We start from the raw sequence: 26,198 nt of genomic DNA, 5'->3' as shown, positions 1-26,198 counted from the left end.
ATGAATTACATAACGCGTTTAAACATTTTTTCCACTTCATATGACGTAAAATGAATTAATACAGGTCGTCCATGCGGACACGTAAACGGATTGTCGGCATTTCGCAAATCATTGATCAGCCTTTCCATCTGTTCTTTATTTAAATAATGATTCGCTTTAATCGACTTTTTGCAGCTCATCATAATGGCCGCATCTTCACGTAATTTTTTTATATCGGTTTTCCGTGCACTTAACACTTGCTCGATCAATTCCTCGATAATTTCCTGTTCCTCGCCTTTCGGGAACCAAGTCGGGTATTCCCGTACAACAAATGAAGAAAGTCCGAATTCTTCCAAGAAAACCCCTACTTCTTCAAGTGCCTCTTTCGATTCTTTTAGACGCAATGCCTCATCTGCCGCATAATGGAATGTTAATGGCATGAGAAGTGTCTGACGTTCGTTTGCATTCACTTCTCCGACTTTATCACGGAAATATTCATACTTAATCCGTTCCTGTGCTGCATGCTGGTCAATTAAATAAAATCCGTCTTCCATTTGGGCTACAATATACGTTCCGTGAATCTGACCGACAATTTCAACTTGCGGGAAATGCCGTTTTGTTTCATCTTCTTCCATTGGTACCTCTTCCGGATAGGTTTCCTCTTCAACAGTTGGAAGTTCATCGAAATCAGACCGATTATGCTGTTCCCTGCTTTCCGGCACAGGTGAAGCTGTATGCGCGACCGGTTGTTGCTTAGTCGGAACCGGCGCATACGGCTCTTTTACAACAGAAGCCTCACTTGATAATCGCTCAACGATTGTCGATAGCTTTTCTTCATTGAATACAGGCTGTGTTGAAGGTGCCGGTGCAGGGTTCCAAATATTCATCTGCTCAGTCGGCGTTCGAATTGGCTTCTCCTTTTTTTCAGCGAGCGGAATGCGGATAACATCCCGAATCGCAGAACGGATCGTATCTTCAATAAGCTTCAATAGTTCCGGCTCTTTACTTAAGCGTACTTGATGCTTCGCCGGATGAACATTGACATCGGTTAATTGCGGATCTCCCTCAACATACAAAAGTACGATGGGAAAACGCTCAATCGGTAAATACGTATGGTATGCATCTGTAATTGCCTTCTGAATCACGAAATGTTTGACCCAGCGTCCATTGACGAAAAGTGACATATAGTTTTTTGAAGCACGTGTCACCTCAGGCAAACTTGCAAAACCATGAATTTTATAATCTTGATTTTGACCTTCAAACGGCAGCATTTTCTTTGCATTATGTGCACCGTAAATGGCTGCCAATACTTGTTGAACTTGGCCGCGCCCGTTCGTTTGCAATAATGTTTGCCCATTATGCACTAGTTTAACCGCAATCGATGCGTAGCCAAGTGCAATCCGGTTAACAAAATCGATTGTATGCCCAAGCTCGGTCTGAATCGTTTTTAAATATTTTAGGCGTGCAGGTGTATTAAAGAAAAGCTGAGCAACAGTAATATCTGTCCCCCTGCGAAGTGCGGTCGGCTGATGCTCCTTCAAATGACCGCCTTCCATATACAAATGCACACCTCCATTTCCGTCCGATGTGCGTAATGTTAACTTGGAAACCGAAGCAATCGATGCCAATGCTTCACCACGGAAACCAAGCGTCCGAATGCGGAACAGATCCTGTTCTTTTTCTATTTTTGATGTGGCATGGCGCGAAAAGGATTTAAGCGCGTCTTCCTCGTCCATACCACTTCCGTTATCTATGACTTGTATTGAATGAAGGCCAGCTTCTTCCAGGAAAATTTCGATTGACGTACTGCCAGCATCGATTGCATTTTCAACTAGTTCTTTTACAACAGATGAAGGGCGTTCGACTACTTCACCGGCTGCAATTTTATTTGATAGCCACTCATCCATTATTTGAATTTTCCCCAAAGCCGTTCCCTCCTTTATTGATTGCCTAGTAATTTTTGCTGCAGTTCATGCAATAATGTCATGGCCTGCATCGGTGTTGTACCCATCACATTCAGTTTTTTCAATGCATCGAGTACTTCTTGTTGTTCTGGTGCAATTGATGGTTCTTCTTCCATTGTAAACAATGAAAGCTGCAAATCGTTCTCCGCCACCTGTTCCACTAATTGCGGATTTTGTGGGGGTTCTTGTTCAAAAATAGCTTGTGGCTTTTCTGCATTCGTTGCTTCAAATTGTTCCAGCAACAGACGTGCACGCTGTAAAATCGTTTCCGGCATTTCCGCAAGCTCTGCCACATGAACACCGTAACTTTTATCTGCGGCACCTTTTTTCACTTTATGCAAAAATACAACTCGGCCGTCTTGCTCGGTTGCACTGACATGAACATTTTGCAGTCGTGCCAGCTCGTTTTCCAAATCCGTCAGTTCATGATAGTGAGTTGAAAATAGTGTGTTTGCTCCGATTTCATCATGAATATATTCCATCATTGCCTGTGCCAGACTCATTCCGTCATATGTTGAGGTGCCGCGTCCGATTTCATCAAATAACAGCAAACTGTTTTTTGTTGCATGTGTAATGGCATGCTGTGATTCAAGCATTTCTACCATAAATGTCGATTGACCTGCTGCTAAGTCATCAGCTGCACCGATTCGTGTGAAGATCTGGTCGGTAATCGGTAGTATCGCTTCATCAGCCGGTACATAGCATCCCATTTGAGCCAAAACGACAATTAGTGCGACTTGGCGCATATACGTACTTTTACCCGACATGTTCGGACCGGTAATCAGCATCATATTTTTATCCTCTGTTAGCACACAATCATTCGGTACATAGCTTTGTTTATTGAGCATTTTTTCAACGACCGGATGTCTTCCTTCAATAATTTTCAAAGCACGTCCTTCATGGAATTCCGGCTTTGTAAAACGGTACTTATCGGTTACCGTTGCAAAGCTCATCAGAACATCAAGCTCACTGATTTGGGCAGCCAATGCCTGAACCCGAGGTATATACCCTTTTAACTGTTCTCGCAATGCTACAAATAAATCATATTCCAATGCAAGGCTCTGCTCTTCAGCATTCAAGATCAGTGCTTCTTTTTCTTTTAATTCTTCTGTAATGAAACGCTCGGCATTCGCTAAAGTTTGTTTTCGTTCAAAACGTGCCAGGTCCGTATTATTCAAATGGGATTTTGTAATTTCAATATAGTACCCAAACACGCGGTTATAGCCGATTTTTAAATTTTTGATCCCTGTCAGTTCACGTTCTTTCTGCTCAAGCTGGGCAATCCAGTCTTTCCCGTTTCGGGATGCATCACGATATTCATCCAGCTGTGCATTGTAGCCATCGCGAATGACATCGCCTTCTTTGATCGAAATTGGCGGATGATCGGTAATCGCCTCTGCCAGCAATTGTTCGATATCGGCACATACGTCCAGCTTTTGACCAAGCGTCACACATTTCTCCAACCCGCTGTTTACAAGCTTTTGCTGAATCTCGGGTACTTGTCGTAATGATTCGCGCAGCTGTGCCAAATCGCGCCCTCCAACAGAACCAAATGCTACACGCCCTGCCAGACGCTCTAAATCATATACATTTTTCAGCAGTGTCGTTAATTCGTCGCGCAAGAAGAAGTCTTCCAGTAATTCCGTAACAATCGCCTGTCGTGCTTCAATAGCATTTTTCTTTGCGAGCGGCTGGTGCATCCATTGTTTCAGTTTTCGGCCTCCCATCGCTGTTACCGTTTCATCCAAAAGCCAAAGCAATGTACCTTTAGCATCCCCGCCCCGTATCGATTGGATTAACTCCAAGTTACGTTTGGAATTTGTATCGATACGAAGGAAATTATCGGCTTTAGTATAGGAAAACGGCTGAATATGCGATAAAGAACGCATTTGTGTACGTTCCACATATTGTAGTAGTCGCTTTGCCACACCTTGCAGCTGAACCGGCAAATGTGCAACATACTGATCTGCCTTTACCGGATCCATTTCTTCTGTTTCAAGTGATAGGACGATACCTCCTGCTTCCGCATAATCGGCAAGCAGTAACTGCAGCTGTTCTGTTACAATCAGTTCTTTTATCGCATATGCTTGTACTTGCTGAATTAATTGTTTTGCACTTCCTTCAATTACCGAACAGTTTGCTTCGCCTGTTGATACGTCCAAATAGGCAAAGACGATTTCATCATCTTCATTACTTTCAGCAGCAGCAATAAAATGATTGGATTTCCCGTCAAGCGCTTTTCCCTCTGTAATCGTTCCCGGTGTAATTACTTGTACAACTTCGCGTTTCACAACACCTTTTGCATGCTTTGGATCTTCCGTCTGTTCGCATACTGCCACTTTAAAACCTTTTGCGACAAGTGTTTCTATATAGCCCTGCGCAGAGTGATGCGGTACCCCACACATCGGAATTGGATTATCTGTATTGCCGGCACGCGCTGTTAATGTAATTTCCAGCAGCTGTGACGCTTTAATGGCATCATCAAAAAACAGTTCATAAAAATCGCCTAAACGGTAAAATAAAAAAGCATCTTTGTAATCTTGTTTTACGAGCAAATATTGTTGCATCATCGGTGTATATGTAGTCATGGTTATTTCCCTCACTTGCTAAAACTTGTACAAGTATTATACCATTTGACTCGCAATTTGCCTTCCAAACGCAAAGAAAAGGAATTGTCTGAAAGTTATCTTCAAACAATTCCCATCTGTTTACGATAGAGTTTTACAATTTTTTACGATTAGACATTTGTTGTTAAAAGATGGATGCTTTTACGAAAATGACGAGGAATCATAATCTTTGCCAAAATCTTTGCCGCCAGAGTCGGACGATGATGACGATGAGGATGAGGATGAAGAACTGCTGGATGGTTGTTGTGAACTTTCTTCAAACGACCATTCATCTTCAAAATCCATTGGGTGTACATTAATGACAATTGTTGTTTCCCCAATAATCTCCACTAAAAATTCACGTTCAACCGTTACTTGGATTTTGTCGCCTTGCTTTGTAATAATTGCTTCAATACAATTCGGCGCTTGTAATACACGGACTTTTACATCATTTGAATCAATTTCTTCTCCATCACGGAATGACAGTTTGACACGATCCTTATAGGAAATTGTCTCTGTATGCACTGCCGTTTTTGAATGATTGCTATATGCATACCACACATTCACATCGAACTTCCCTGTCACCTCAACAAATTTACCGTTACGTTTCGCCTGGTGTTGATGGTTAATTACCCAACAACCTAATATGCTCGTTGGCGCATTCGGTGGACAGAGCGTTTCTACACATTCGGTACGCTTCTTCCCTTTTGCAATAACTGCTTTCGTCACAATTTGACGTAAACGCTTCACCGAACATCTCTCCTTTCTTCAACTAACTCGACTTATTGTATGCGGCAGGTGCCTAAAGGGTGAAATGAGTTTTTAGAAAAGAAAAAACTACTACAAACCTTTGTTGCAGTAGTGCTTTTCCTATTACCTCGCTCAAATGATTCTCAGTGCTGTCGTATCCGTATACGGGATATGGCCTACATAGTGCTTTGTTGTTTAGCCCATATTTTTATTTTACTGTGAGTTTCATTTGCTGAAAGTAATTTTTATTTCGTTATCGAGTAGTTCATTTATTTGTTTAATTGGCATTGGTTTATAATAATAATACCCTTGCCCGACCTGACAGCCTAATCGCTTCAGCTCAAGATGCTGCTCTTCTGTTTCGATCCCCTCTGCTACCGACACCATGTTCAAGTTATCCGAAAGCTGAATAATGGTTTTTATGACGGCATTCATCCTTGGATTCGCTAAATTATCGACAAAACTTTTATCAATTTTGATTTCTTTAAATGGCAGTTCCTGCAAATAGCTGAGTGATGAATAACCAACACCAAAGTCATCAATCGATGTTTCAATCCCCAGCTGTTGCAACTCGTCGATTATTTTTTTTGCTCTTATGACATTTTCCAGTTCGACACTTTCGGTTATTTCAAATTTTATAAATTTCGGATCTATTTTATAGCTTTCTATAAGGGCAATGGAACTTTCTACAAATGCCGGATTATAAAAATGGCTTGGTGAAATATTGATCGATACTTGATACAATTTCAATCCCGCATCGTGTCGTTGTTTTTGCCATTGGAGCACCTTCTTGAAAATTTCGAGGTCTACTTTATAAATATTGCCGGTATTTTCTACAACCGGTATAAATAACGTCGGTGAGACAACACCTAAATCCGTCGAATTCCAACGTGCCAAAGCTTCAAAACTTTCAATTTCCCCTGTCATCAAGTTCACTTTCGGCTGGAGCATCGGAAAAAATTCACTATTTTTTAGACCGCGTGCAAAATGGGCCAGTACATTCATTTCCTGTTCTACAGATTCAATTAAACTCATATTAAAATTTTTAATAACAGTGCCCGTTCCTTTAAGTGCACTTGATAACGCAATATCCGCCTGGCGGACTGCTTCTATGTAATTAATACGGGAACTAAAAGATGAAGTTCCTATTTTTAATGTTAAGTATACTTCTTTTCCATCAATATAATATGGCTCTGATAAAAACTGTTCAGCTACAATGGGCGGAATCTTCATTTCCCGTAATGATAAACGTGTCGCTACAATAATCGCTGAATGGGTATACCTCGCAATGATCGAGTCTGCGAATGATGGGATATTCTGTATTCGATTTGCTAACTGACGCAGCACTTCATCCCCGCCCTGCCGGTCATACAAATCAATAATATTTTGATATTCTCCCGGTTCAATAATATATAAATGCCCCATCGACTGATTTGCAGTAAAATCATTTAAAATGATTTTAAAGCGTTCATAATTATTTAATCCGGATGCAACATCACAAAAAGCAAGACGGTGAATCGCACTTTTTTGGTCAAAATATTTTAATGCGAGTGTAACAATCGGTGCGATTCGGTTCATGAATTTTATTTCAATCGTTTTTGGTTCTGCCAGTTGTTCAAAGTACATTGTAAATAAACCGATCGTTTTTTCTTCTGAATTTAAAATTGGCTGACTCCACATTGAAACTATACGATATTTATCGATAATCGGTCTATATGCTTCATGATAAATCGATTGCTCTAAGTCTTTTAAAATGAGCGGTTTATTTATTTTCCTATTGTCTTTCATATCCATCAATAAAACTTTCTCATCGAGCTCCTTCAAATCTTTCCACATTTCACCGTAAATATTAATCATCCGGTCATTTTCATCAACAAGGACGATGGAACAATGGCATTTCTTTCCGAAAGTTATTTCAACCGATTTGCAAATATTACGTAATACATTTTCAAGTGGATGCCCTGTTTCCAGACTAAAGTAGACTTCACGTTCCAGCTCAATCAACGACTCTATGTTCATGGAGTCCGTTACATCTTTCATTATGATCACACAATATTGGAGTATTCCTTGCTGATTAAACATTGGTAAATGCCTGACTTCGTTCCAAAATGCATACCCATCTTTCCGGTAATGAAAGGATGATGTTTTAAATGTCAGTCCATTTTCAATACTTTCCTGAATCGAATTCTCATTTAACATGTCAGTAAGAGGTCCCTGTAGTAAAGAAAGTGTTGACCCGAGCACATCATCTTCCCTGTACCCTGTTGTTTGCGTAAAGATCTGGTTTACAAATTCAATTGTATACCCTTTATTCGGGTTAATAATTGCTACTGCCAAATCAATCTGCCGAGCCATCTGACATAACCAATCGTACAATCCTTCATCACTTACACTTAGATTATCAAATTCGTTCATTAGTAAAGTCCTTCCTATATAGTTCTAACTAACTTAAATCATAACAAAAAATAGTAGGAATATCGACATATTTATTGTCACATATTGCTAAACTTTTAGAATATTAACTCTACATAAAAAAAGATATCCACGTGGGATATCTTTAATAATTATTTTAAGAACATGAGCCTGGTGTACTATTACGTACTTTTGATCCTGTTTCGCCTTTTAGAACATCGCCGCCTGTAGAAGCAATGACTTCATCTGTGACATTATTCGCAATGGCATTTGATACTAATTGTAACAATTCATTTACTTCTGTCTGTGATTGTTTAAATTGTTGAACGACTGGTAATTCGTCGATTTCTGTTTCAATTCCTGTAATTTTACCTTCGATCATTTTAAGCGCTTTTTCTTTCCCTAAGTGCTGGAAGTTAACCGCCTGCTTTTGCAGTGCTTTCAATGAGGCAATCTTTTCGCGTACAAATTGGTTTTCGTTAATATGTTCTTCCGCTTTTTTGAAAAATTCTACTTCTTCGGTATTCGCAATCATATGGGCAATTTCTTTTGCTTTCTCTACAATCTCATCTTTTGTATACAATTTTGTTGTCATCTTACGAACTCCCCCTCTTTTGTCACTTCTTCTACAAACTCACCCATTAAAGAATAAGATTTTGCTTCTAAAATTTTTACATTTACAAGCTTACCAATATATTTTGGATCTGCCTTAAAGTTAACAAGACGGTTTTTACGCGTATAGCCAGCTAACACATCATCGCGTCTTTTACTGCTGCCTTCAACTAAAACTTCTACTGTTTGACCTTCCAAGTCTTTGAGCGCTCTTGCAGAATACTCAGAGACAACCGCATTCAAGCGGTGCAGACGGTCTTTCTTTTCTTCCTCTGTTACATTATCAATCATTTTTGCAGCAGGTGTTCCTTCACGAGGCGAATAAATATACGTGAACGCCATATCAAAGCCGACTTGACGATACAAATCAAGCGTTTCCTGGAATTGCTCTTCTGTTTCATTCGGATAGCCTACAATGATATCTGTTGTCAGTGTTACTCCCGGAATTGCCGCTTTAATTTTATCGACTAATTGCAGAAAATGCTCACGGGTATATTTACGTGCCATAATTTTCAAAATTTCGTTTGAACCCGACTGGACCGGTAAATGGATATGATCGACGAGATTGCCGCCTTTTGCCAATACTTCGATTAATTGATCATCAAAGTCGCGCGGATGACTTGTTGTAAAGCGAATACGTGGAATATCGATTTTACGGAGTTCATCCATCAAATCACCAAGTCGGTATTCCATATCATCAAAGTCTTTCCCGTATGCATTGACATTTTGGCCTAAAAGCATAATTTCTTTATAGCCTTGTGCTGCCAATTCACGCACTTCCTGAATAATTTCTTCCGGGCGGCGTGAACGTTCTTTGCCTCGTGTATATGGAACGATACAATATGTACAGAACTTGTCGCAGCCGTACATAATATTCACCCAAGCTTTAATCGAACCAATACGTTTTTTCGGAAGGTTTTCGATAACATCGCCTTCTTTTGACCATACTTCGACAACCATTTCCTTAGACATATAAGCGTCATGTAAAATATTCGGCAATCGGTGGATATTATGTGTCCCGAACACCATATCAACATGCTGATACTGTTTTAATATTTTGTTCACGACAGATTCTTCTTGCGACATACATCCGCAAACACCAATCAGCATTTCCGGATTTTTACGTTTATATTTTAACAGGAAGCCTAGCTCACCGAATACTTTATTTTCCGCATTTTCACGGATCGCGCACGTGTTTAGTAAAACGACATCCGCTTCTTCAATCATCTCAGTCGGTGTATAGCCAAGCTGCATGAAAATACCAGCCATTACTTCAGTATCGTGCTCATTCATTTGACAGCCGTATGTTCGAATATAAAACTTACGATCCTGTCCCATTCCTAAATATTTTTCTTCGATATCAAAATCTTTATGATACTTTACTTCTTCTTTACCGCGTTTTTTCGCGTCTTTTAGTGAAGGAGCCGTAAATACTTTCTCGAAATATTTACTATAGTCTTTTTCTTCCTTAGGTTGTTTAATCTGCTGACTAGCTAGTCGTTGTTCTTCATTCATCGACTACTTGCCCCCCTATCATTTATTACCTTTACTCATTTCATCATTATAGCGAACTGTTGCTGGTTGTTACAAGCTAGTCGATAAATTGTTTGTAACTATTCAAGTCATTATCGCGTAAAATTGTAAAAAATGTGACACTCAATTTGATTACTTGCGCCCAGTTCATTTCATATTTTGCTTCGAATTGATGCTTTGGCAGGCGCAGAACATCTTGGAAAAGTCGTCTCGCTTCAATATTTTGCTGCGCTAAATACGCTAAAAACGCCAAGAACAGCTTGTGGTCTTCCAGTTGCAATGCTTTGTTTTCCAGCAGGGCATCTACCCGGCTCCCCGGAGAGTTGGCACGTTCAAACAATTTATTTAATTCACTTTCCAGTTTTTCATTTTTATAATGCAAAAAATTTAAAATATCGGTCATATTTTCTACCTCATTTTTAAAAAACATTTCAGTAAACTAACCTCTAAAAATAAAAGGCAGAAAGATTGCTCTATCTGCCTTTTACAAATATTATTTACTATCATCCATTTTCAGTACAGCCATAAATGCTTCTTGTGGAACCTCTACTGAACCTACTTGTTTCATACGTTTTTTACCCGCTTTTTGCTTTTCAAGTAATTTACGTTTACGAGAAATGTCACCGCCGTAACATTTTGCAAGTACGTTTTTACCCATCGATTTAATTGTCGAGCGGGCAATAATTTTTTGACCGATCGCTGCTTGCACCGGTACTTCGAATTGTTGACGTGGAATCAGCTCTTTTAATTTTTCTACAATTATTTTTCCGCGTTCATATGCAAAGTCTTTGTGTACGATGAAGCTTAACGCATCGACTTGTTCACCGTTCAGTAAAATATCCATTTTGCTTAACTTAGAAGGCTGGTATCCGATTAATTCATAATCGAATGACGCATAGCCTTTCGTATTTGATTTCAGGAAATCAAAGAAGTCATATACAATTTCCGCTAAAGGCATTTCATAAACGATTTTTACACGTGTGTCATCGATGTAATCCATTCCTGAGAAGTTACCGCGCTTTTTCTGGCAAAGCTCCATAACAGCCCCTACATAATCGTTTGGTACCATAATTGTCGCTTTTACATATGGCTCTTCAATACGTTCGATTTTTTGAGGATCCGGCATCATTGACGGGTTATCTACTTTTAATACCGAACCATCTGTTTTTGTTACTTCATAAATTACTGATGGCGCAGTCGTGATTAAATCAATGTTGAATTCACGCTCAATACGTTCCTGAATGATTTCCATGTGCAATAGTCCTAAGAATCCGCATCGGAAACCGAAGCCTAATGCCTGAGAAGTTTCTGCCTCATATTGTAGTGCAGAGTCGTTTAATTCCAGTTTTTCAAGTGCTTCACGTAAATCGTTGTATTTGGCTGTATCAATCGGATAAAGACCGCAATATACCATCGGATTCAGTTTACGGTAACCTGGAAGCGGTTCTGTTGCAGCACGGCTGCCCGCGTATGTTACCGTATCACCTACACGTGTGTCCTGAACATTTTTGATTGATGCTGTTAAATACCCAACATCGCCTACTGTCAATTCAGCTTGTGGTATCGATTTCGGTGTATGAACACCTACTTCGATTACTTCAAACTCTGCACCGGTAGCCATCATTTTGATTTTATCTCCGGCTTTAACAGTACCATTTACGATACGAATTGAAATGATAACACCTTTATACGCATCATAAACAGAGTCGAAAATCAATGCTTGTAATGGGGCATCCGGATCACCTTGTGGAGCAGGTACTTTTTCAACAATCTGTTCCAAAATATCCTGGATCCCAATTCCTGCTTTTGCAGAGGCAAGTACTGCTTCAGAAGCGTCCAGCCCAATTACGTCTTCTACTTCAGCGCGAACACGCTCAGGGTCTGCAGCCGGTAAGTCGATTTTGTTGATAACCGGTAAGATTTCCAGATCATTGTCCAATGCCAAATATACGTTAGCAAGTGTTTGCGCTTCAATTCCCTGTGCAGCATCCACTACTAGAATAGCACCTTCACATGCCGCTAATGAACGTGATACTTCATATGTGAAATCGACATGGCCCGGTGTATCAATTAAGTGGAAAGTATAAATTTCGCCATCTTTAGCATTATATTTCAATTGTACAGCATTTAATTTAATTGTAATTCCGCGCTCGCGCTCCAAGTCCATAGAATCCAGCAGCTGTGATTTCATTTCGCGTTGTGTAACAGTTTGCGTCGATTCTAAAAGACGGTCTGCAAGTGTTGATTTCCCGTGGTCGATATGTGCAATAATCGAGAAATTTCGGATATTTTCTTGTCGTTTTAAACGTTGTTCTCGGTTCATGTATAATTCCTCTCCTAATTAGAAAAAACACCTGAGCCCATTTGGCGTTGGTGTCACTACATATGTAGATTATTCATCCATTTACTTTTCTACTAAAATACAGCCTCTATCTCCACCAATTTTAAGTAATGGAACAATAGAGGCATAACTTATTTTAAATTATACTATGAATTGTAGTGAAACGACAACAGCGAACCTTCACCTACAATAGGAAAACCGCATTTCGCGCCTAACTTTTGCGAAATGCGGTTTTTCATATTGGAGCGAATAGCCGTGCTGAAATTGTTCAACATGTCTCACACTACCCGCCTGCTATTTGTAAACCAATTAATACCTACGCTGCTGATTCAACGAAAGCAACCCGGATTGCCTGAGCTAAAATCGCCATTGTTCGCTGAAGCTCTTCTTCCGTGTTGTCAATACCGCCAAATTCAATCAGCAATACATTTGTTGCAAGATCCTGATTATAAACACCGTCAACACCAGTACCCGACTTTTTAATAATACCGCGTGAAACGCCTGGCACAATACGGTTCACTTGCTCACTTAACATTGTTGCATAAGCTAAATTCGCTTCATATGCAGGATGTTCAGCGCCGACAACAAAAGCAATCTTTGCATATTGTTCATTGTTTGCTGTAAGTGTCGTCACTTTTTTAGGGGCTGAATCCCGATGGAAATCGATTATAAGATCATATTCGCTTTCCTCCAAATACTGAGCCAATACAGGTCGAGCCACTTTGTATGCTTGGTGAAATGTTGCATCAACCTGTTTCATTTCGGTCATAACATCAAAGTCTACAATATGTGGGGTTAAATCGTTTAATTCAAGATAATGCTGCATCATTTCTTGTAGTGAAAAGATATTCATTTCTTCATCATAAACTGCCTGCATCCCTTTTGTTTTTTTGACGATCGGCTTATAGGACTCGTGTGAATGTGTGAACATCAACAGTACATCGAATGGATCGACTTTCGGTTCTTCAGGTACTGTGACAATTGGCTCTGCCGCTGCATAAACAACGTGTGGACGTTCACTTTTGCTTTTTTGTGTAGTCATTTCATTATTTGGAAAAGGGAATTGCCCAATAATGATAGGCAGTGAAAATAAAAATAAGAACAATAATGAGAAGCGTTTTAGTTTCCGCAAACACATCACCCTTTCTCCAATACAATATGGGAAAAGAGTAAAACTTAGAACGTATAACTAGTTTTTATTGTTCAGAAAATAAATTGCCTGTTAATTACCGGCTTTTTGTTTTTCTTCAAGCCATGTAAACAAGCTTTCACCTAGTAAAAATGCATATTGGCTTAGCCAGAAGTCGACTTCTTTCGGTGTAACCATCAATCGCTCCGGATGGGTACTGAAAACTTCTTCAAATAATTGTCTGCGATCTTCAGTCGGCCATGTCGCCCACTGACCGAAAATCGGTTCAACTTTCGTTAAATCGACTTCCTCGTTTACAGGTGTCCAGTTTGTTACTGAAAGCTTGCCCGACGGTTTATCTCTTTCCTGTATTTTAGCCGCAATTGATCTGAATGCTACGTCAATTGCATCGGCGATTAAAATTGGTGCTTCGACAACTGTCGGAACTCCGATTGCTGTTACCGGGACGCCGAGCACTTCCTTGGAAACTTCCTTACGATGGTTACCGACACCCCCTCCTGGATGAATTCCGGTATCTGTCAGTTGGATCGTCCGGCATAAACGTGCACTTCCGCTTGTTGCAAGCGCATCGATAATAATGACAAGTGCAGGTTTAATTTTTTCTGCCAATGCATGGATATAATCACTTGTCTCAAATCCTGTTTGGCCGGTTACACCTGGCGCATACAAAATAAACTTTGGTGAATCCAGTTCCGACTGTTTTTTATGCATGGCATCAATCGTATATGGACCAATTGCATCTGGGGTAATCGTCTTGTTCCCTAAACCGATCACTAAAATTTTTGAATCCGCCGTAATTTTTACGTCTTTGTGCAAATCGTGCAAGTAATGGATTAAAGATTCCTGCATTTGCTCAAAACCATGGCGGTCTTCTGATGTTAGTGTAGGGATCGACAACGTTATATACGTCCCCTGCTTTTTACTTATTCTTTCTTCCCCTGTAGCATTCACTTCAACTTTTGTGATTTTGACACGATTTTGTTGGGATTCTTCCATGTGAATGCCACGTTCTTGTTCCAATGTTTCCTTTTGCTGTTTTGTTTGATGTTGGACAACTTCTGCTGTTTCATCAATTAAATCTGTTCGATTCCAATCGATTTTTTTCATAATGCACCTCCACAATTCAGTTTGTTCAAACTGTCAAGTAAATATTCTTTGCGTTTATGTATTGCAATTCCTTCAATCCTTTGGTAGAATGATTTTTGTTGTATTGACACATGAAATAAGTGAGAAAATACTCATCTCGTACCTAAATCTAGGAGGTGAAAGAAATGCCAAACATTAAATCTGCTATCAAACGTGTAAAAGTTAACGAAAAAGCTAACGCTGCTAACGTACAAGCAAAATCTGCTATGCGTACTACAGTTAAAAAAGCTGAGCAAGCGATCGCAACAGGTGCTGAAAACGCACAAGAATTAGTAGTTGCTGCTTCTAAAGCATTAGATAAAGCTGCTTCTAAAGGTCTTATTCACAAAAACGCGGCTTCTCGTAAAAAGTCTCGTTTAGCGAAAAAAGCTTAATTGTAAACTTATAAAGCCAACTGTGCATTTGCACAGTTGGCTTTTTTCATTGTTTCCTAGAATATAAATTTCTATAGTTTCTTCATTAAAAACAGTTCTAGATGTCGCTCACGGTTACCACCTGTTGTTTTAAGCTGAAGATCTACTTCCGCCAGACTATAGAGCGCTTGAAGTAAACGCTGGTCGGATGGGCGGTTTCTTTGACCTGAAATGACCTGCACTCGGTACGGATGAATTTTAAGCTGTTTTGCAATCTGTTGCTGATGGTACCCCTTTTTTTGCAAATAGAAAATATTGGTCATCGTCCGGATATTGTTCGCTAAAAGTCCTACAAGTTTGATCGGTTCTTCTTTTTGACGTAAAAGATCATGATAGATTTTGAGTGCCTCTTCCTGATTGTGCTCCAAATAGGCATTCAGCATTTTAAATGCATCATGTTCAAGTGTTTTCGCCACTAAATCCTCTACAAGTTCATGTGTTATTTCATAATCTTCACCTAAATACAAGGCCATCTTTTCTATTTCCATCTGAAGCTGGAGCATATTCGGACCGACCATTTCCAGCAGTTTACCGACAGCTTCATCGGCGATCGCTTTTCCATGCTGCTCTGCCTCACTTTTTACCCATATATTCAAATCGTTGTTTTGTGGTGTTTCCGCTGCGATTACTGTACATTTTTCTTTCATAAGCTTCGTTACTTTTTTACGCTCATCCAACTTTTCGTATGGCGCGATAAATATGGTGATGGCTGTATCAGTAGGATGCTGCAGCCAGCTTTCAAGACGCTTTAAATCATGGTCAATCTTTTCCTTGCCTTTTTCAGTCGCTTTTAAAAATGATGCATTTTTAGCTATTATTAATTTACGTTCCGAGAAAAACGGAATTGTATCCGCTTCATCAATAACATAATCAATCGGCTGTTCATTTAAGTCAAAGGTCATGACTTCCGCATCTTCATTTTTTTGAAGAGCCGCCTTCAACTGCTTAATTGTTTCATCTACAAAATAGGATTCTTCTCCTACAAGCAAGTAAACCGGTGCGAAATTCCCCTTTTTAAAATCTTGCCATACTTTTGTTATCATACTGGGAACCTCCTTTACTTTCGTAGTTCTAAGTATACCATTTTTTACGTTATTGAGGATGTCCAGTTTCACATCACAATATGCCTTGAAGAAGAATTTATATGGCCGACCTCTTCACTATTTACTTATGGATTTTTCTTGAAGCTCACACCGATTCAATAAACCAATAAAAGGAATAATTAGCATTTCATATAGCATTTTTAGTTAGAATATTCTATAATTATTGAAGATTAGGAGGGATACTTATGGCAGGACATCAAGATCCAAACTATGTAGCTGAAAACCCATTTGAAGGTCGTGGCCGAGCGATGAAAAGCAATGACTTCCCAGATGCCGGTTACGGTTTCGCCATCGGTGGCGGATTCTTCATCGTATTGTTTATTATTGCAACAATCGTAGAAGCAGCTACACGTCTGTAATTCCTTAAAAGTGGGATGGTTTCTTGTTAAAATGAGAAACCATTCCATTTTTTATTTCATAAAAAGAGAATTCAATTTTTCAATATACATTTGATTTTGTGAGACAAAAATTTCTACCGTACCATCTATTCCTGTTGTCGAGTATGGAATTTTTTTCGCCTCAAACCGATTGACAACATCAATATGCGGATGATTATAACGGTTATTTTCACCTGCCATAAACACAACAAATTTAGGGTTTGTTACTGTTATAAATTCCTCGGTGCTTGATGTTTTACTGCCATGATGCCCGGCCTTCAATAAATCGATGTTACGTAATTTCTCGTTATAAAGCCGAATCAGTTCCCTCTCGCCTTCCTGCTCCAAATCTCCTGTAAATAATGCCCGAAATGCCTCATGCTTTACGAGTAGAACGAGCGAATCATTATTTCCTTCATATTCGATTTCCAATGGCCATAAATATTCAAAAGCTGTTTCTCCTATTTGCCACTTTTGACCAGCCATTTTCTCAATCAGTTTCGTATTTGTTTTCTCCAGCTCATGCAAAAAATCGTTCATAACCGGTTTGGTGATCGAACCTGGTGTAACGTGCACCTCCTTTACAATCACTTCCCGCAACACTTCTTCAGCCCCCTCTACATGATCCGCATCCGCATGTGACAGCATAAATGTATCGATTGTTTGGATTCCTCGCCCTTTTAAATAGGGAACGACAACTTGACGCCCAACCTCATAGGGAGTTTTCCGCTCTTTCCATGTTTCCTGTTCAAATCTCAACAAGCCCCCTGCATCGATGACAATGACCGATTTTCTGTACGGCAATTCAATGACAATGCAGTCCCCTTGACCGACGTTGACAAAGGCCATTTTCAGATCACTATGCAAAAATGGCTGTATATGAAATATAAATGCAGGCAGTACTAAAGCAAAGATGGCTTTCTTTAACGGAGCTTGCTGGTCAAGCAAATAAAAAGTGAAAAAAACCGAACCGTATAAAACCATAAGCCATATCATCGAAGGTTTCCCGGGGTTCCACATTTGGACAATCGGCTGCTGAATGAAGAGAATGAAATTTGTCAGCGCTGTACGCAGCGGCTCATATATAAAGAACAGAATGGAGTCAAATGGGAGTGGCAAATAAGTCAGCACAAGGACAAATAGATTGGTCGGTAAAACAATAAATGAAAAAAGAGGGACGAAGAAAATATTGGCGATAAAAGAGGATAGGCTAATTTCGTAAAAGTGGAACAGTAATAAAGGATAAACGAGGATTTGGCAAACGAACGTAATGTAGAAGGATTGTACCCAAAAATTTGAGTAGCGAGCTAAAATACGGCTGGAATAAACTAAGCTGTAAGTGGCCAAATAGGATAGCTGAAAGCCGACTTGAAAAACTGCACCCGGCTCTAATAAGACAAACATAATAAAGCTGAGCGACAATGCATCATCCATCGGTATGTTCCAACGAACATACTGTGCTAGCAAGACAAATTCCACGACACTTACTGCACGCCAAATAGACGGTGCCCCTCCTGCTAAAATTGCATACAACGGCAATAAAATAAGCAAAAATACTGTAGCGACCTCTCTACGTATCCTCAAGCGGAGCAATAACTGAAAAAACAGGAATGAGACAAGTGCGACATGCAAACCCGAAATTGCAAATAAATGGGTAATCCCGAGTTTTTGATAAGCGCGATTTAACTGTTCGTCGACATTTTCCTGGAAACCAATCAAAAGGGCTTGTGCCTCTGCGGCAAGTGATGGCGGGAACGTTTCTTCAATATGCCTTTTTAACTGAAAGCGCTGTTCATAAATAGGTTGCATGAAACTTTTATTTTGCCGAAAATATTGGAGCTGCTGAATTTCGATAATACCTCTTGCATTCTTACCTTGCAAATAGCGGGCCATAGAAAAGCCATAGCGGTGTGCGGGGATTGATAGGGATACTTGCTCCCCAGTTACAATAAAACTTGTACCAGCAAGCTGCTGTGCCTCGAAGCGTTGTTTTTCCTTTTCAGTTTTCAATTCATAGGTGACATATACTTTGTCGCCGGATTCATCAAGCATGAACCCCCTTAGCATCACACCATTTATATTGTACTCGTCGGTCCATGTTAATATTGCCGGTAGTTCAACCGGTAGTGAAAGCTTATTGATTTCATAGGAAAAATAACTGTAACTCCCAATGCCAACTATTAAAATAAACAGCAAATGAATGTTTGCCAGTCGTTTATAAAGACTAAACACCAACAATAATGCCAGCAAGAAAAGAAGCCTTCCCGATTCCAATGCAGCAAGTGCACTGATACAAACCGACAAGGCGTAAAATATCCAGTTATGCTTGAACAAGTTTACCAAATAAAGCATGCATCTTCTCCTCTAATGGGAGCAACTGATCACGGCTTGCACCTAACTCACGAAGCTTTTCGAGCATTTCAGCAGTTAATGCGAACTTTTCATCTTGCAGAAAGTCGATTTTTGCCTCATCAAATGGAATATGCGCAACATGGACATCTGCTTTTTTGAACAATTCCATTGCGTACATATTATTTTTATAATCTTTTGCATAGTACACATTTTTGATACCGGCTTGAATGATTGTCTTCGTGCATGGCAGGCATGGGAAATGTGTGACATATAGATCCGCTCCATTTGATGGCGTACCATATTTCGCACATTGCAGTAATGCATTTGTTTCGGCATGCACTGTGCGGACACAATGGTTGTCCACAACATAGCAACCTTCTTCAATACAGTGTTCGTCACCTGAAATGGATCCATTATATCCGCCGGCAATGATGCGCTTTTCCCGTACAATTGTCGCACCTACCGCAAGACGGCTGCATGTGCTTCTTAATGCGAGTAAATGACTTTGCGCCATAAAAAATTGATCCCAAGTAATTCGCTCCATATGATAACCCCCAAATGTTTTGTCACCTATCAGTTTATACGTAGTTCCTGACATTCGCAATGTAAGATCAATCAGAAATTTCGGTTTATTTTACGTCGATTAAGTCCTTTAACTGCTCAAATGTTTTATCCCCGATTCCAGTTACTTTTTTTAAATCCTCTATAACTTGAAAATTCCCGTGTTCGGACCGATGCTGAATAATCGCCCCTGCTTTGGATGGACCAATTCCCGGAAGCTGGGTTAACTCCGCTTCCATCGCTTTATTTATATTAATCTTTCCGTTCGTACTTCCGCTGCCTGAGCCGGTCGCCGGACTCGCCTGTATTATCTGTTCCATTACCTCCGCAGGCTCTTCGCCAGTTTTAGGTATATAGATCACTATTTCATCCTGAAGCCTTTGGGCATGGTTAATGAGCACCGGATTGGCATCGTCTGTGTACCCTCCTGCTGCTTCAACGGCATCGACAATCCGTTGATCTCCGGATAATGTATACACACCCGGATATTTTACCGCTCCTTTTACATCCACCATTATTGGCTTATGTTCGTTTTCGATTTCCGTTTCCGGATTTGTGGAAGGTTCATCAATAGCAGGAATTGTCATTTGGTCAATTGTTTCAATCGCAGCACTGTGCGAGGAATCATCGAGGAATAATAAGTAGATGAATATTGCAGCAACGACTCCGCCCAGAATGGCGAGTTGCTTTTTATACTTCTCCAGAAATGGCTGCAAAATAAAAAACACCCTTTCATAAAGAAGGTTTTATATATGGAGCTTACATCCACTATACAAATTCCGCTTCTTTATGAAAAGGTATTTCCATCAAAACTGCTGAAACTTACTTTTTCAGCTATTTTTATTTAACCGCCCGAATAAAAATTCGTTCGCTTTCATCAGTCGGTTGTGTTGTCATCCAGTCTGCCGTCACTTCAACGTGAGAAAAACCGATTTCTTTCAGCCATTTCACATATTGCTCATACGCAAATGTGCGCTGATAATGTTCTTCATCAAAGCGTTCATATAGACCGCTTTCTGTTAGTACAAAAAACGTCATTTGATGGTACACAGAATGGGGTTCTTCACCCGGCTCTGTATGCCAAACATATGAAATTTCGCCGTCGTCATACGTAAACGGACCATCCAGAAAAATTTCGTCCATTTTATATAACGAATGTACATCAAAGAATAGTTGTCCGCCTTCCCGAAGACTGTCAAATACCCGTTTCAATGTTTCCACGACATTTTGCTGCTCTTTTACATAATTGATCGAGTCAATTGGAATGATCGCAACCTCCAAATTGCTGAAACCTTCCAGTTCGTCCATTGACATAGCATATAGAGGCATTGAAACTTTTTCATCCTCCATACGCGCACTTGCAATGGCAAGCATTTCTTCCGATAGGTCAATCCCTGATACAGCGTAACCCGCTTTATTCAGTAATAATGCAAGCGTTCCTGTACCACAGCCAATATCGAGCAGATTTTTATAGTTCTGTGCAGGTGCATATGTCTGAATCCATTCCACATATTCCGTATACGGGATATCGGTCATCAATTCATCATAAACTTCCGCAAAACGCTCATAACTATTCATTGTCCATATGTGGCGCGTCTAATTGTGGTGCATCTCCCCATAGACGTTCCAGGTTGTAATAGGCACGCTCATCTTTATGGAAAATATGTGCAACAACATCACCCATATCGACTAAAATCCAGCGTGCAGTATCAAAGCCTTCAAGCTTACGTACTGTGTAGCCCGCTTCTTCTGCTTTTTCTTTAATTTCACGTGCAATTGCCTGTACTTGGCGCTCTGAGCTACCTTCTGCAATGATGAAATAATCAGCTAAAAGTGAAATTCCCTGCATATTTAATGCAACGATATCCTCTCCTCGCTTGTCATCGATTGCTTTGTACGTAATATTTAATAACGTTTCATTCATGTATGTTTATTCCTCTCTTATTAAGCTGTTGTAGCATTCAATTGAAACAGGATAAATTGCCTGCTGTGACGAAACTAAAAAACTGAGCGTATGTGTCACACATGCCCGGAATGCATCCTCTAAACTGATGTCTGCCAACGTTCTTAGTTCCTCAACACCCTGAAATTTACGATTTGGTTCAATCATATCTGCTACATAAATAATTTTCTCAAAAGTTGTCATATTCGCACGTCCGGTAGTATGATAACGAATTGCATTTAAAATGCCTTCATCATTAATTTGGAATTCCGTCTCGACAATCCAGGCACCGACCGGACCATGCAATATTTCAGCATTCCAGTCAAGCAGACGCGCATCCAACTGCTGTTCAATCACGACTTGCTTCATCCAGTCAACATCCGCATATTTAGCTATATCATGGAAGATAGCCGCAATCTCTGCTTTTTGTGGATTTTCACCGTATTGTTGAGCTAAACGGATCGCTGTTTCCATTACACCAATGGTATGAATATACCGTTTTTCAGGCATTCGATCTTTAATCGCTGCCAGCATCGTTTGACGTTCCATACAAACCTTCCTTTCGAATATACCGTTCAACTGCAGCAGGCAATAAAAACTGTAAAGGTGCCTCTGTTTGCTGTAACCGGTTTCGAATATATGTTGAAGAAAGGTCAATTTGCGGGGCTTCCACCATACACACGTCGTAGGATGATTTTGCTTCACTGCCCGGGCGCTTCACTCCAACAAATGTGACAAGTTCCATTAATTCATCGATACGGTGCCATGTATGCAAAGAATCGATCATGTCCCCGCCGATAATAAAATAAAACTGTATTTGTGGTTCACGTTCACACAATGCTTTCATTGTATCGAATGTATAGGATACCCCTCCGCGCTCAAGTTCATATGTTTCCACATGAAAATACGGAATATCCTCGATCGCCAGCTCAACCATCCGCAGACGCTGAGCATTTGTTGCAGAGCGGGCCAAATCCTTATGCGGCGGCTTTGCGTTCGGCATAAAGCGTACTTCCGTCAAACCAAGCGCTGCATACACTTCATTGGCCATCATTAAATGTCCAATATGCGGTGGATTAAAAGTTCCGCCAAAAAGACCGACTTTCTTCATTACACTTCACCTTATTTCGTAGCTACTTTTGGTAATACGATTTTTTTGTTGTTGCGCGATTCTTTATATAAAACAACTGTCAACCCGATCAGTTGAACAAGCTCGGCACGTGTACCGGCAGCCAGTTCTTCCGCCACAACTTTTTTGTCTTCTTCACAGTTGTCTAAAATGCGTACTTTAATAAGTTCGCGTGCTTCCAATACATCACGTAATTGTGCAATCATTGCATCATTTACGCCACCTTTCCCAACTTGGAAAATTGGATCTAAGTGGTGTGCCTCAGCACGTAAAAAACGTTTTTGTTTACCTGTTAACATAATTTCCTCCTAATTGCGCCGTTAAACGGGCAATCATTGCATTTGTATTTGGATAATGACCTAACCAGTGTTCGTATGCAATCGCACCTTGATGCACGAACATGCCTAACCCATTGACAATTGTCGCCCCTTTTTGCTCAGCCGCTTGCAAAAATGGCGTCATTAATGGATTATACACAATATCTGCAGCAATTGCGCCTGCCGGGAACTTTCCAAGCGAAAATGGTAATGCAAAGTCGCCCGTAGCCATTCCTGCTGGTGTTGTTTGAATAAAAATTTCATAATTAGCCAGGCTTTGTTCTGCTTCTTTCATCGAAACAGCTTGGCCGGCATGTAATTCATCAATAATTTGCTGTGCTTTTTCAACTGTTCTGTTGGCAATTGTTATATTCGTATAACCTGTTAGTTGAAGGGCAAATGCAATACCGCGGGCTGCGCCACCTGCTCCGATCAGTAAAACCGGTGCATTACGTTTTGTAGTACCGATCACATGCTCAAGTGATTTCACAAAACCCGGACCGTCCGTATTATAGCCCTTTAATTTACCTTCTGCAGTACGCACGACCGTATTGACCGCACCCATCTTTTCGGCAAGCTCGTCAAGTTCATCCAGGAACGGAATAATCGCTTGTTTATGCGGAATCGTTACATTCCAGCCGCTTGTCCCTAACAGTTTGAAAGATGCAACAGCTTGTTGTAGATGTTCTGGCTTCACGTGTATCGGGATATACGTCGCATCCACATTCGCTTCTTCATACCATGCATTATGCATCTCCGGAGATTTTGAGTGTGCAATCGGATCCCCAATAACCGCAAACCATTTTTTCACCGACATTTCCCTCTTTCCTGCTACCATTCATTCACTGTAAAATAATTGACTTGATAAAAAGAAGGCGAATTTGCCCGCCTCCCCTTCATACCAATCAACTAACTTCACTTCAGATGTTAAAAATTTTTCCCTAAATTAGTTGAAGAGACGTTCTATTAAATCAGTGATGGACGAATGAATACTTCTACGCCTTTTGGTGCGTGTGCTGCTACGACAACATTGGCATGCTGTACTGTAACCCAGCCTAATCCTGAAATAACTACATCAGTTTTCGGTTCTTTGATCGAAAACTCGTGACGTACTAATGGTGGTAATTGATCAATATGTTTAGACGTTGGAGGTGCCAATAACTCACCTTTATGTTCTTCATATAATTGATCCGCACGTTCCAGCTTCGTACGGTGGATCGGCAAATCATTTGCAACATGTACAGTAAATGCCGAACGCTCGCCTTGTATAAAATCAAAACGGGCAAGAGCACCGATAAAGAGTGTTTGTCCAGGATTTTGCTGATACACTTTTGGTTTAATTTCTTTTTTTGGCATAATATATTTTAATTCACTTGAATCGATATGGTGTGCCATTTGGTGATGATTGATAATACCAGGTGTATCATATAAAGATGATCCGTCATCTAACGGAATGCCAATCATATCAAGCGTAGTTCCCGGGAAATGAGAAGTTGTAATAATTTCTCCTTCACCTGTAGCTTGCTTAATAATACGGTTAATAAACGTCGATTTACCGACATTTGTACAACCTACAACATATACATCTTTACCATTACGGTATTCTTCAATCGCTTCAACGACTTCCTGCATGCCCATTCCTTTATGTGCCGAAACAAGCTTCACATCAATCGGCTTTAATCCAAGTGCTTTCGCTTCACGTTTCAACCAGTTGATCACTTTCTTTTCTTTTACCGATTTTGGTAAAAGGTCTGCTTTATTTGCTACTAAAAGAACTGGGTTATTTCCAACGAATCGGTGTAAACCTGGTAGCCAGCTGCCATTAAAATCGAAAATATCCACGATTTTCACGATCAGACCTTGCTGTTGTCCAAGACCGTTTAAAATACGTAAAAAATCATCATCCGTTAAGCTAACAGGTTGGATTTCATTATAGTTTTTTAAACGGAAACAACGTTGACAAATAATCATTTCCTTTTCCAGCGAGGACGCAGGTGCATACCCTAATCCATTTTTATCTTCAGTTTGAATCACTGTTCCACAGCCAATACATTGTGGCATTTCATTCATTCAATATTTCCTCCTAACTACTATTGCACCTTCATGCAAAAAAACTTGGGTCGCTTTTTAGTCTTCCCAAGGATACTTTCCTTTTCGCTTTAAATCGTTGTATACACGACGTTCGACGAAGCGGTTAAATTTTGTGACGAGTCCATCAGAGTCAGCAACAGGACGAACTAAAAACGTATAAAGTTTTTGACGTTTTGCGCCCATCACATCTGTTAATAGCTGATCTCCCAGCATCGCAACTTCATGGCGACGTAGACGCAGCTGAACAAGGGCCGCATAGTATGCTGCTCCTAATGGTTTTTTGGCACGGAAAATAAACGGTATGCCATGCGGTTCTGCAAACTGGCGCACCCGTGCTTCATGATTGTTTGAGGCAATGATAATTTTTATGCCTGCTTCTCGCATCATTTCAAACCATTGTACAAGCTCTTCCGTTGCATCAGCACGGTCCCATTCAACAAGCGTATTATCTAAATCTGTTATGATCCCTTTAATGCCTAAATCCTTTAATTTTTCCGGTGTAATTTCATATACACTGCGAATAAATTCATCTGGTAATAAAAAGTTGTACAAAGCCGTAACCCCTAACTCAAAATTTATTTATTCATTATACCATAGTAGCAAAAGCTTCTCCCATTTTTATCTTCGCCCCATTTGTAACATTCTCGGTAAATTCAATTGCATTTTGTTCAAATAACATCACAACGGTTGAACCAAACGCAAAATAGCCGACTTCTTGTCCTTTTTTCCACTGTGTTGACGTATTTGTAAGTTCAATTGAATTCACAAATGTCGCTCCTACTTTAATGAATGCTGTATAATGTTGTTTTTCATAGTTAATTTCGCTTATCATACGATAATTATGACTGATTGGTTTTTTTCCATATTGTAAGCCCATCTGGTTTACAGGATAAGACTTTTGACCAAGTATGTATTGTCGCTTAACAATACCATCAATCGGACTATGGATACGGTGATAATCTGCAGGACTCAAGTAAAAAACAATATACTTGCCATTATTATACCTCTTTGCCTGTATTTCATTTCCCATTAAATCAATTAAAGAATACGGCTTATTTTTCACAGTAAACATTTCCTGATCCTCAATATTGCCGAATGCTTCTATTTTTGCGTCAACTGGACTTGCAAATATATTTTTGCGAACATCTACCGGACGTACTTCTTCTTTCAACTGGCGAACAAAAAAATCATGCAGGCTAGTAAATTCTTTTGGAGATTTTGAAACTTCTTGTATGTTAATTCCGTATATTTGACTATAGCTACGAATAAAATTTTTACTTAAACGTGATTGTGCAATTTGTTGTAAAATTTTCGAAGAGATTTTACCATTTGATAGTTCTATCATATTCCGGTATAATTTTTCCTTCATTCTAGGTCCTCCGTTAAGTATTGAATAAAGTGAGACTTCAATCAGTTGGGC

Annotated in this window: 25 protein-coding genes; 2 read left to right on the top strand and 23 right to left on the bottom strand. The window is 39.9% G+C overall.

The window, feature by feature from the left end; translation table 11 throughout:
* Nucleotides 1-5: 5 nt before the first annotated feature.
* From mutL to gpr, 10 genes are all read right to left on the bottom strand, one after another.
* On the bottom strand, nt 6-1,904 hold the full coding sequence (gene mutL / locus ACQKN3_RS01805) for a DNA mismatch repair endonuclease MutL (protein WP_427708952.1): 1,899 nt from the start codon (nt 1,902-1,904) through the stop codon (nt 6-8).
* A gap of 14 nt (nt 1,905-1,918) precedes the next feature.
* Nucleotides 1,919-4,531, bottom strand: a complete 2,613-nt coding sequence (gene mutS / locus ACQKN3_RS01800; protein WP_427708950.1) for a DNA mismatch repair protein MutS — start codon at nt 4,529-4,531, stop codon at nt 1,919-1,921.
* Between the two features lie 180 nt (nt 4,532-4,711).
* Nucleotides 4,712-5,299: an outer spore coat protein CotE gene (gene cotE / locus ACQKN3_RS01795; RefSeq protein ID WP_251686784.1), complete on the bottom strand. Its 588-nt coding sequence runs from the start codon at nt 5,297-5,299 to the stop codon at nt 4,712-4,714.
* Between the two features lie 225 nt (nt 5,300-5,524).
* Complete coding sequence (locus tag ACQKN3_RS01790) at nt 5,525-7,714, bottom strand: EAL domain-containing protein (protein ID WP_427708947.1); 2,190 nt, start codon at nt 7,712-7,714, stop codon at nt 5,525-5,527.
* A 154-nt stretch (nt 7,715-7,868) separates the two neighbouring features.
* Nucleotides 7,869-8,306: a RicAFT regulatory complex protein RicA family protein gene (locus ACQKN3_RS01785; protein WP_251686780.1), complete on the bottom strand. Its 438-nt coding sequence runs from the start codon at nt 8,304-8,306 to the stop codon at nt 7,869-7,871.
* The gene (miaB, locus tag ACQKN3_RS01780; RefSeq protein WP_251686777.1) at nt 8,303-9,838 is read right to left on the bottom strand and encodes a tRNA (N6-isopentenyl adenosine(37)-C2)-methylthiotransferase MiaB; all 1,536 of its coding nucleotides are present in this window, start codon (nt 9,836-9,838) and stop codon (nt 8,303-8,305) included. Before miaB ends, ACQKN3_RS01785 begins: the two co-directional genes overlap by 4 nt.
* Before the next feature lie 76 nt (nt 9,839-9,914).
* Nucleotides 9,915-10,259 (bottom strand): hypothetical protein, encoded by a 345-nt coding sequence (locus ACQKN3_RS01775; protein ID WP_427708945.1) that lies wholly within the window; start codon nt 10,257-10,259, stop codon nt 9,915-9,917.
* A 90-nt stretch (nt 10,260-10,349) separates the two neighbouring features.
* Entirely contained in the window at nt 10,350-12,179 is a 1,830-nt protein-coding gene (gene lepA / locus ACQKN3_RS01770) for a translation elongation factor 4 (protein ID WP_251686772.1), read from the bottom strand.
* Nucleotides 12,180-12,513: 334 nt separating this feature from the next.
* The gene (gene spoIIP, locus ACQKN3_RS01765; RefSeq protein WP_251686770.1) at nt 12,514-13,335 is read right to left on the bottom strand and encodes a stage II sporulation protein P; all 822 of its coding nucleotides are present in this window, start codon (nt 13,333-13,335) and stop codon (nt 12,514-12,516) included.
* 84 nt (nt 13,336-13,419) lie between these two features.
* Nucleotides 13,420-14,454 (bottom strand): GPR endopeptidase, encoded by a 1,035-nt coding sequence (gpr, locus tag ACQKN3_RS01760; protein ID WP_251686768.1) that lies wholly within the window; start codon nt 14,452-14,454, stop codon nt 13,420-13,422.
* A gap of 164 nt (nt 14,455-14,618) precedes the next feature.
* Between gpr and rpsT the strand changes: the two genes are divergently transcribed.
* The gene (gene rpsT / locus ACQKN3_RS01755) at nt 14,619-14,867 is read left to right on the top strand and encodes a 30S ribosomal protein S20 (protein ID WP_251686766.1); all 249 of its coding nucleotides are present in this window, start codon (nt 14,619-14,621) and stop codon (nt 14,865-14,867) included.
* A 71-nt stretch (nt 14,868-14,938) separates the two neighbouring features.
* Here rpsT and holA read toward each other — a convergent pair whose 3' ends face one another.
* Nucleotides 14,939-15,949 (bottom strand): DNA polymerase III subunit delta, encoded by a 1,011-nt coding sequence (gene holA, locus ACQKN3_RS01750; protein ID WP_427708941.1) that lies wholly within the window; start codon nt 15,947-15,949, stop codon nt 14,939-14,941.
* A 245-nt stretch (nt 15,950-16,194) separates the two neighbouring features.
* Here holA and ACQKN3_RS01745 point away from each other — a divergent pair, with 245 nt between their 5' ends.
* A complete protein-coding gene (locus tag ACQKN3_RS01745) occupies nt 16,195-16,368 on the top strand; it encodes a YqzM family protein (protein ID WP_079527924.1) in 174 nt (57 codons plus the stop codon).
* Between the two features lie 51 nt (nt 16,369-16,419).
* Here the strand turns inward: ACQKN3_RS01745 and ACQKN3_RS01740 are convergent, their stop codons facing one another.
* From ACQKN3_RS01740 to ACQKN3_RS01685, 12 genes are all read right to left on the bottom strand, one after another.
* Nucleotides 16,420-18,738: a DNA internalization-related competence protein ComEC/Rec2 gene (locus tag ACQKN3_RS01740; RefSeq protein ID WP_427708939.1), complete on the bottom strand. Its 2,319-nt coding sequence runs from the start codon at nt 18,736-18,738 to the stop codon at nt 16,420-16,422.
* Nucleotides 18,707-19,282 (bottom strand): ComE operon protein 2, encoded by a 576-nt coding sequence (locus tag ACQKN3_RS01735; RefSeq protein ID WP_079527928.1) that lies wholly within the window; start codon nt 19,280-19,282, stop codon nt 18,707-18,709. The genes ACQKN3_RS01740 and ACQKN3_RS01735 overlap by 32 nt, the downstream gene beginning before the upstream one ends.
* 85 nt (nt 19,283-19,367) lie before the next feature.
* Nucleotides 19,368-20,015, bottom strand: a complete 648-nt coding sequence (locus ACQKN3_RS01730) for a helix-hairpin-helix domain-containing protein (protein ID WP_427708937.1) — start codon at nt 20,013-20,015, stop codon at nt 19,368-19,370.
* Between the two features lie 124 nt (nt 20,016-20,139).
* On the bottom strand, nt 20,140-20,877 hold the full coding sequence (locus tag ACQKN3_RS01725; RefSeq protein WP_427708935.1) for a class I SAM-dependent DNA methyltransferase: 738 nt from the start codon (nt 20,875-20,877) through the stop codon (nt 20,140-20,142).
* On the bottom strand, nt 20,870-21,223 hold the full coding sequence (rsfS, locus tag ACQKN3_RS01720; protein ID WP_427708933.1) for a ribosome silencing factor: 354 nt from the start codon (nt 21,221-21,223) through the stop codon (nt 20,870-20,872). The genes ACQKN3_RS01725 and rsfS overlap by 8 nt, the downstream gene beginning before the upstream one ends.
* Nucleotides 21,224-21,229: 6 nt before the next feature.
* On the bottom strand, nt 21,230-21,790 hold the full coding sequence (gene yqeK, locus ACQKN3_RS01715) for a bis(5'-nucleosyl)-tetraphosphatase (symmetrical) YqeK (protein ID WP_427708931.1): 561 nt from the start codon (nt 21,788-21,790) through the stop codon (nt 21,230-21,232).
* Nucleotides 21,759-22,352: a nicotinate-nucleotide adenylyltransferase gene (locus ACQKN3_RS01710; protein WP_427708929.1), complete on the bottom strand. Its 594-nt coding sequence runs from the start codon at nt 22,350-22,352 to the stop codon at nt 21,759-21,761. Before ACQKN3_RS01710 ends, yqeK begins: the two co-directional genes overlap by 32 nt.
* A gap of 11 nt (nt 22,353-22,363) precedes the next feature.
* Nucleotides 22,364-22,669, bottom strand: a complete 306-nt coding sequence (yhbY, locus tag ACQKN3_RS01705; RefSeq protein WP_251686737.1) for a ribosome assembly RNA-binding protein YhbY — start codon at nt 22,667-22,669, stop codon at nt 22,364-22,366.
* Nucleotides 22,656-23,498 (bottom strand): shikimate dehydrogenase, encoded by an 843-nt coding sequence (aroE, locus tag ACQKN3_RS01700; RefSeq protein WP_427708927.1) that lies wholly within the window; start codon nt 23,496-23,498, stop codon nt 22,656-22,658. The genes yhbY and aroE overlap by 14 nt, the downstream gene beginning before the upstream one ends.
* A 155-nt stretch (nt 23,499-23,653) precedes the next feature.
* A complete protein-coding gene (gene yqeH / locus ACQKN3_RS01695) occupies nt 23,654-24,757 on the bottom strand; it encodes a ribosome biogenesis GTPase YqeH (protein WP_251686733.1) in 1,104 nt (367 codons plus the stop codon).
* Between the two features lie 57 nt (nt 24,758-24,814).
* Nucleotides 24,815-25,330 (bottom strand): YqeG family HAD IIIA-type phosphatase, encoded by a 516-nt coding sequence (locus ACQKN3_RS01690; RefSeq protein ID WP_008407628.1) that lies wholly within the window; start codon nt 25,328-25,330, stop codon nt 24,815-24,817.
* A gap of 34 nt (nt 25,331-25,364) precedes the next feature.
* Complete coding sequence (locus ACQKN3_RS01685; protein WP_251686731.1) at nt 25,365-26,147, bottom strand: phosphatidylserine decarboxylase; 783 nt, start codon at nt 26,145-26,147, stop codon at nt 25,365-25,367.
* Nucleotides 26,148-26,198 lie beyond the last annotated feature (51 nt).

The organism is Solibacillus sp. NPDC093137, from assembly GCF_050280445.1.
Classification (GTDB): Bacteria; Bacillota; Bacilli; order Bacillales_A; family Planococcaceae; genus Solibacillus; species Solibacillus isronensis_B.
This window is presented reverse-complemented; position numbering and strand designations above follow the sequence as displayed.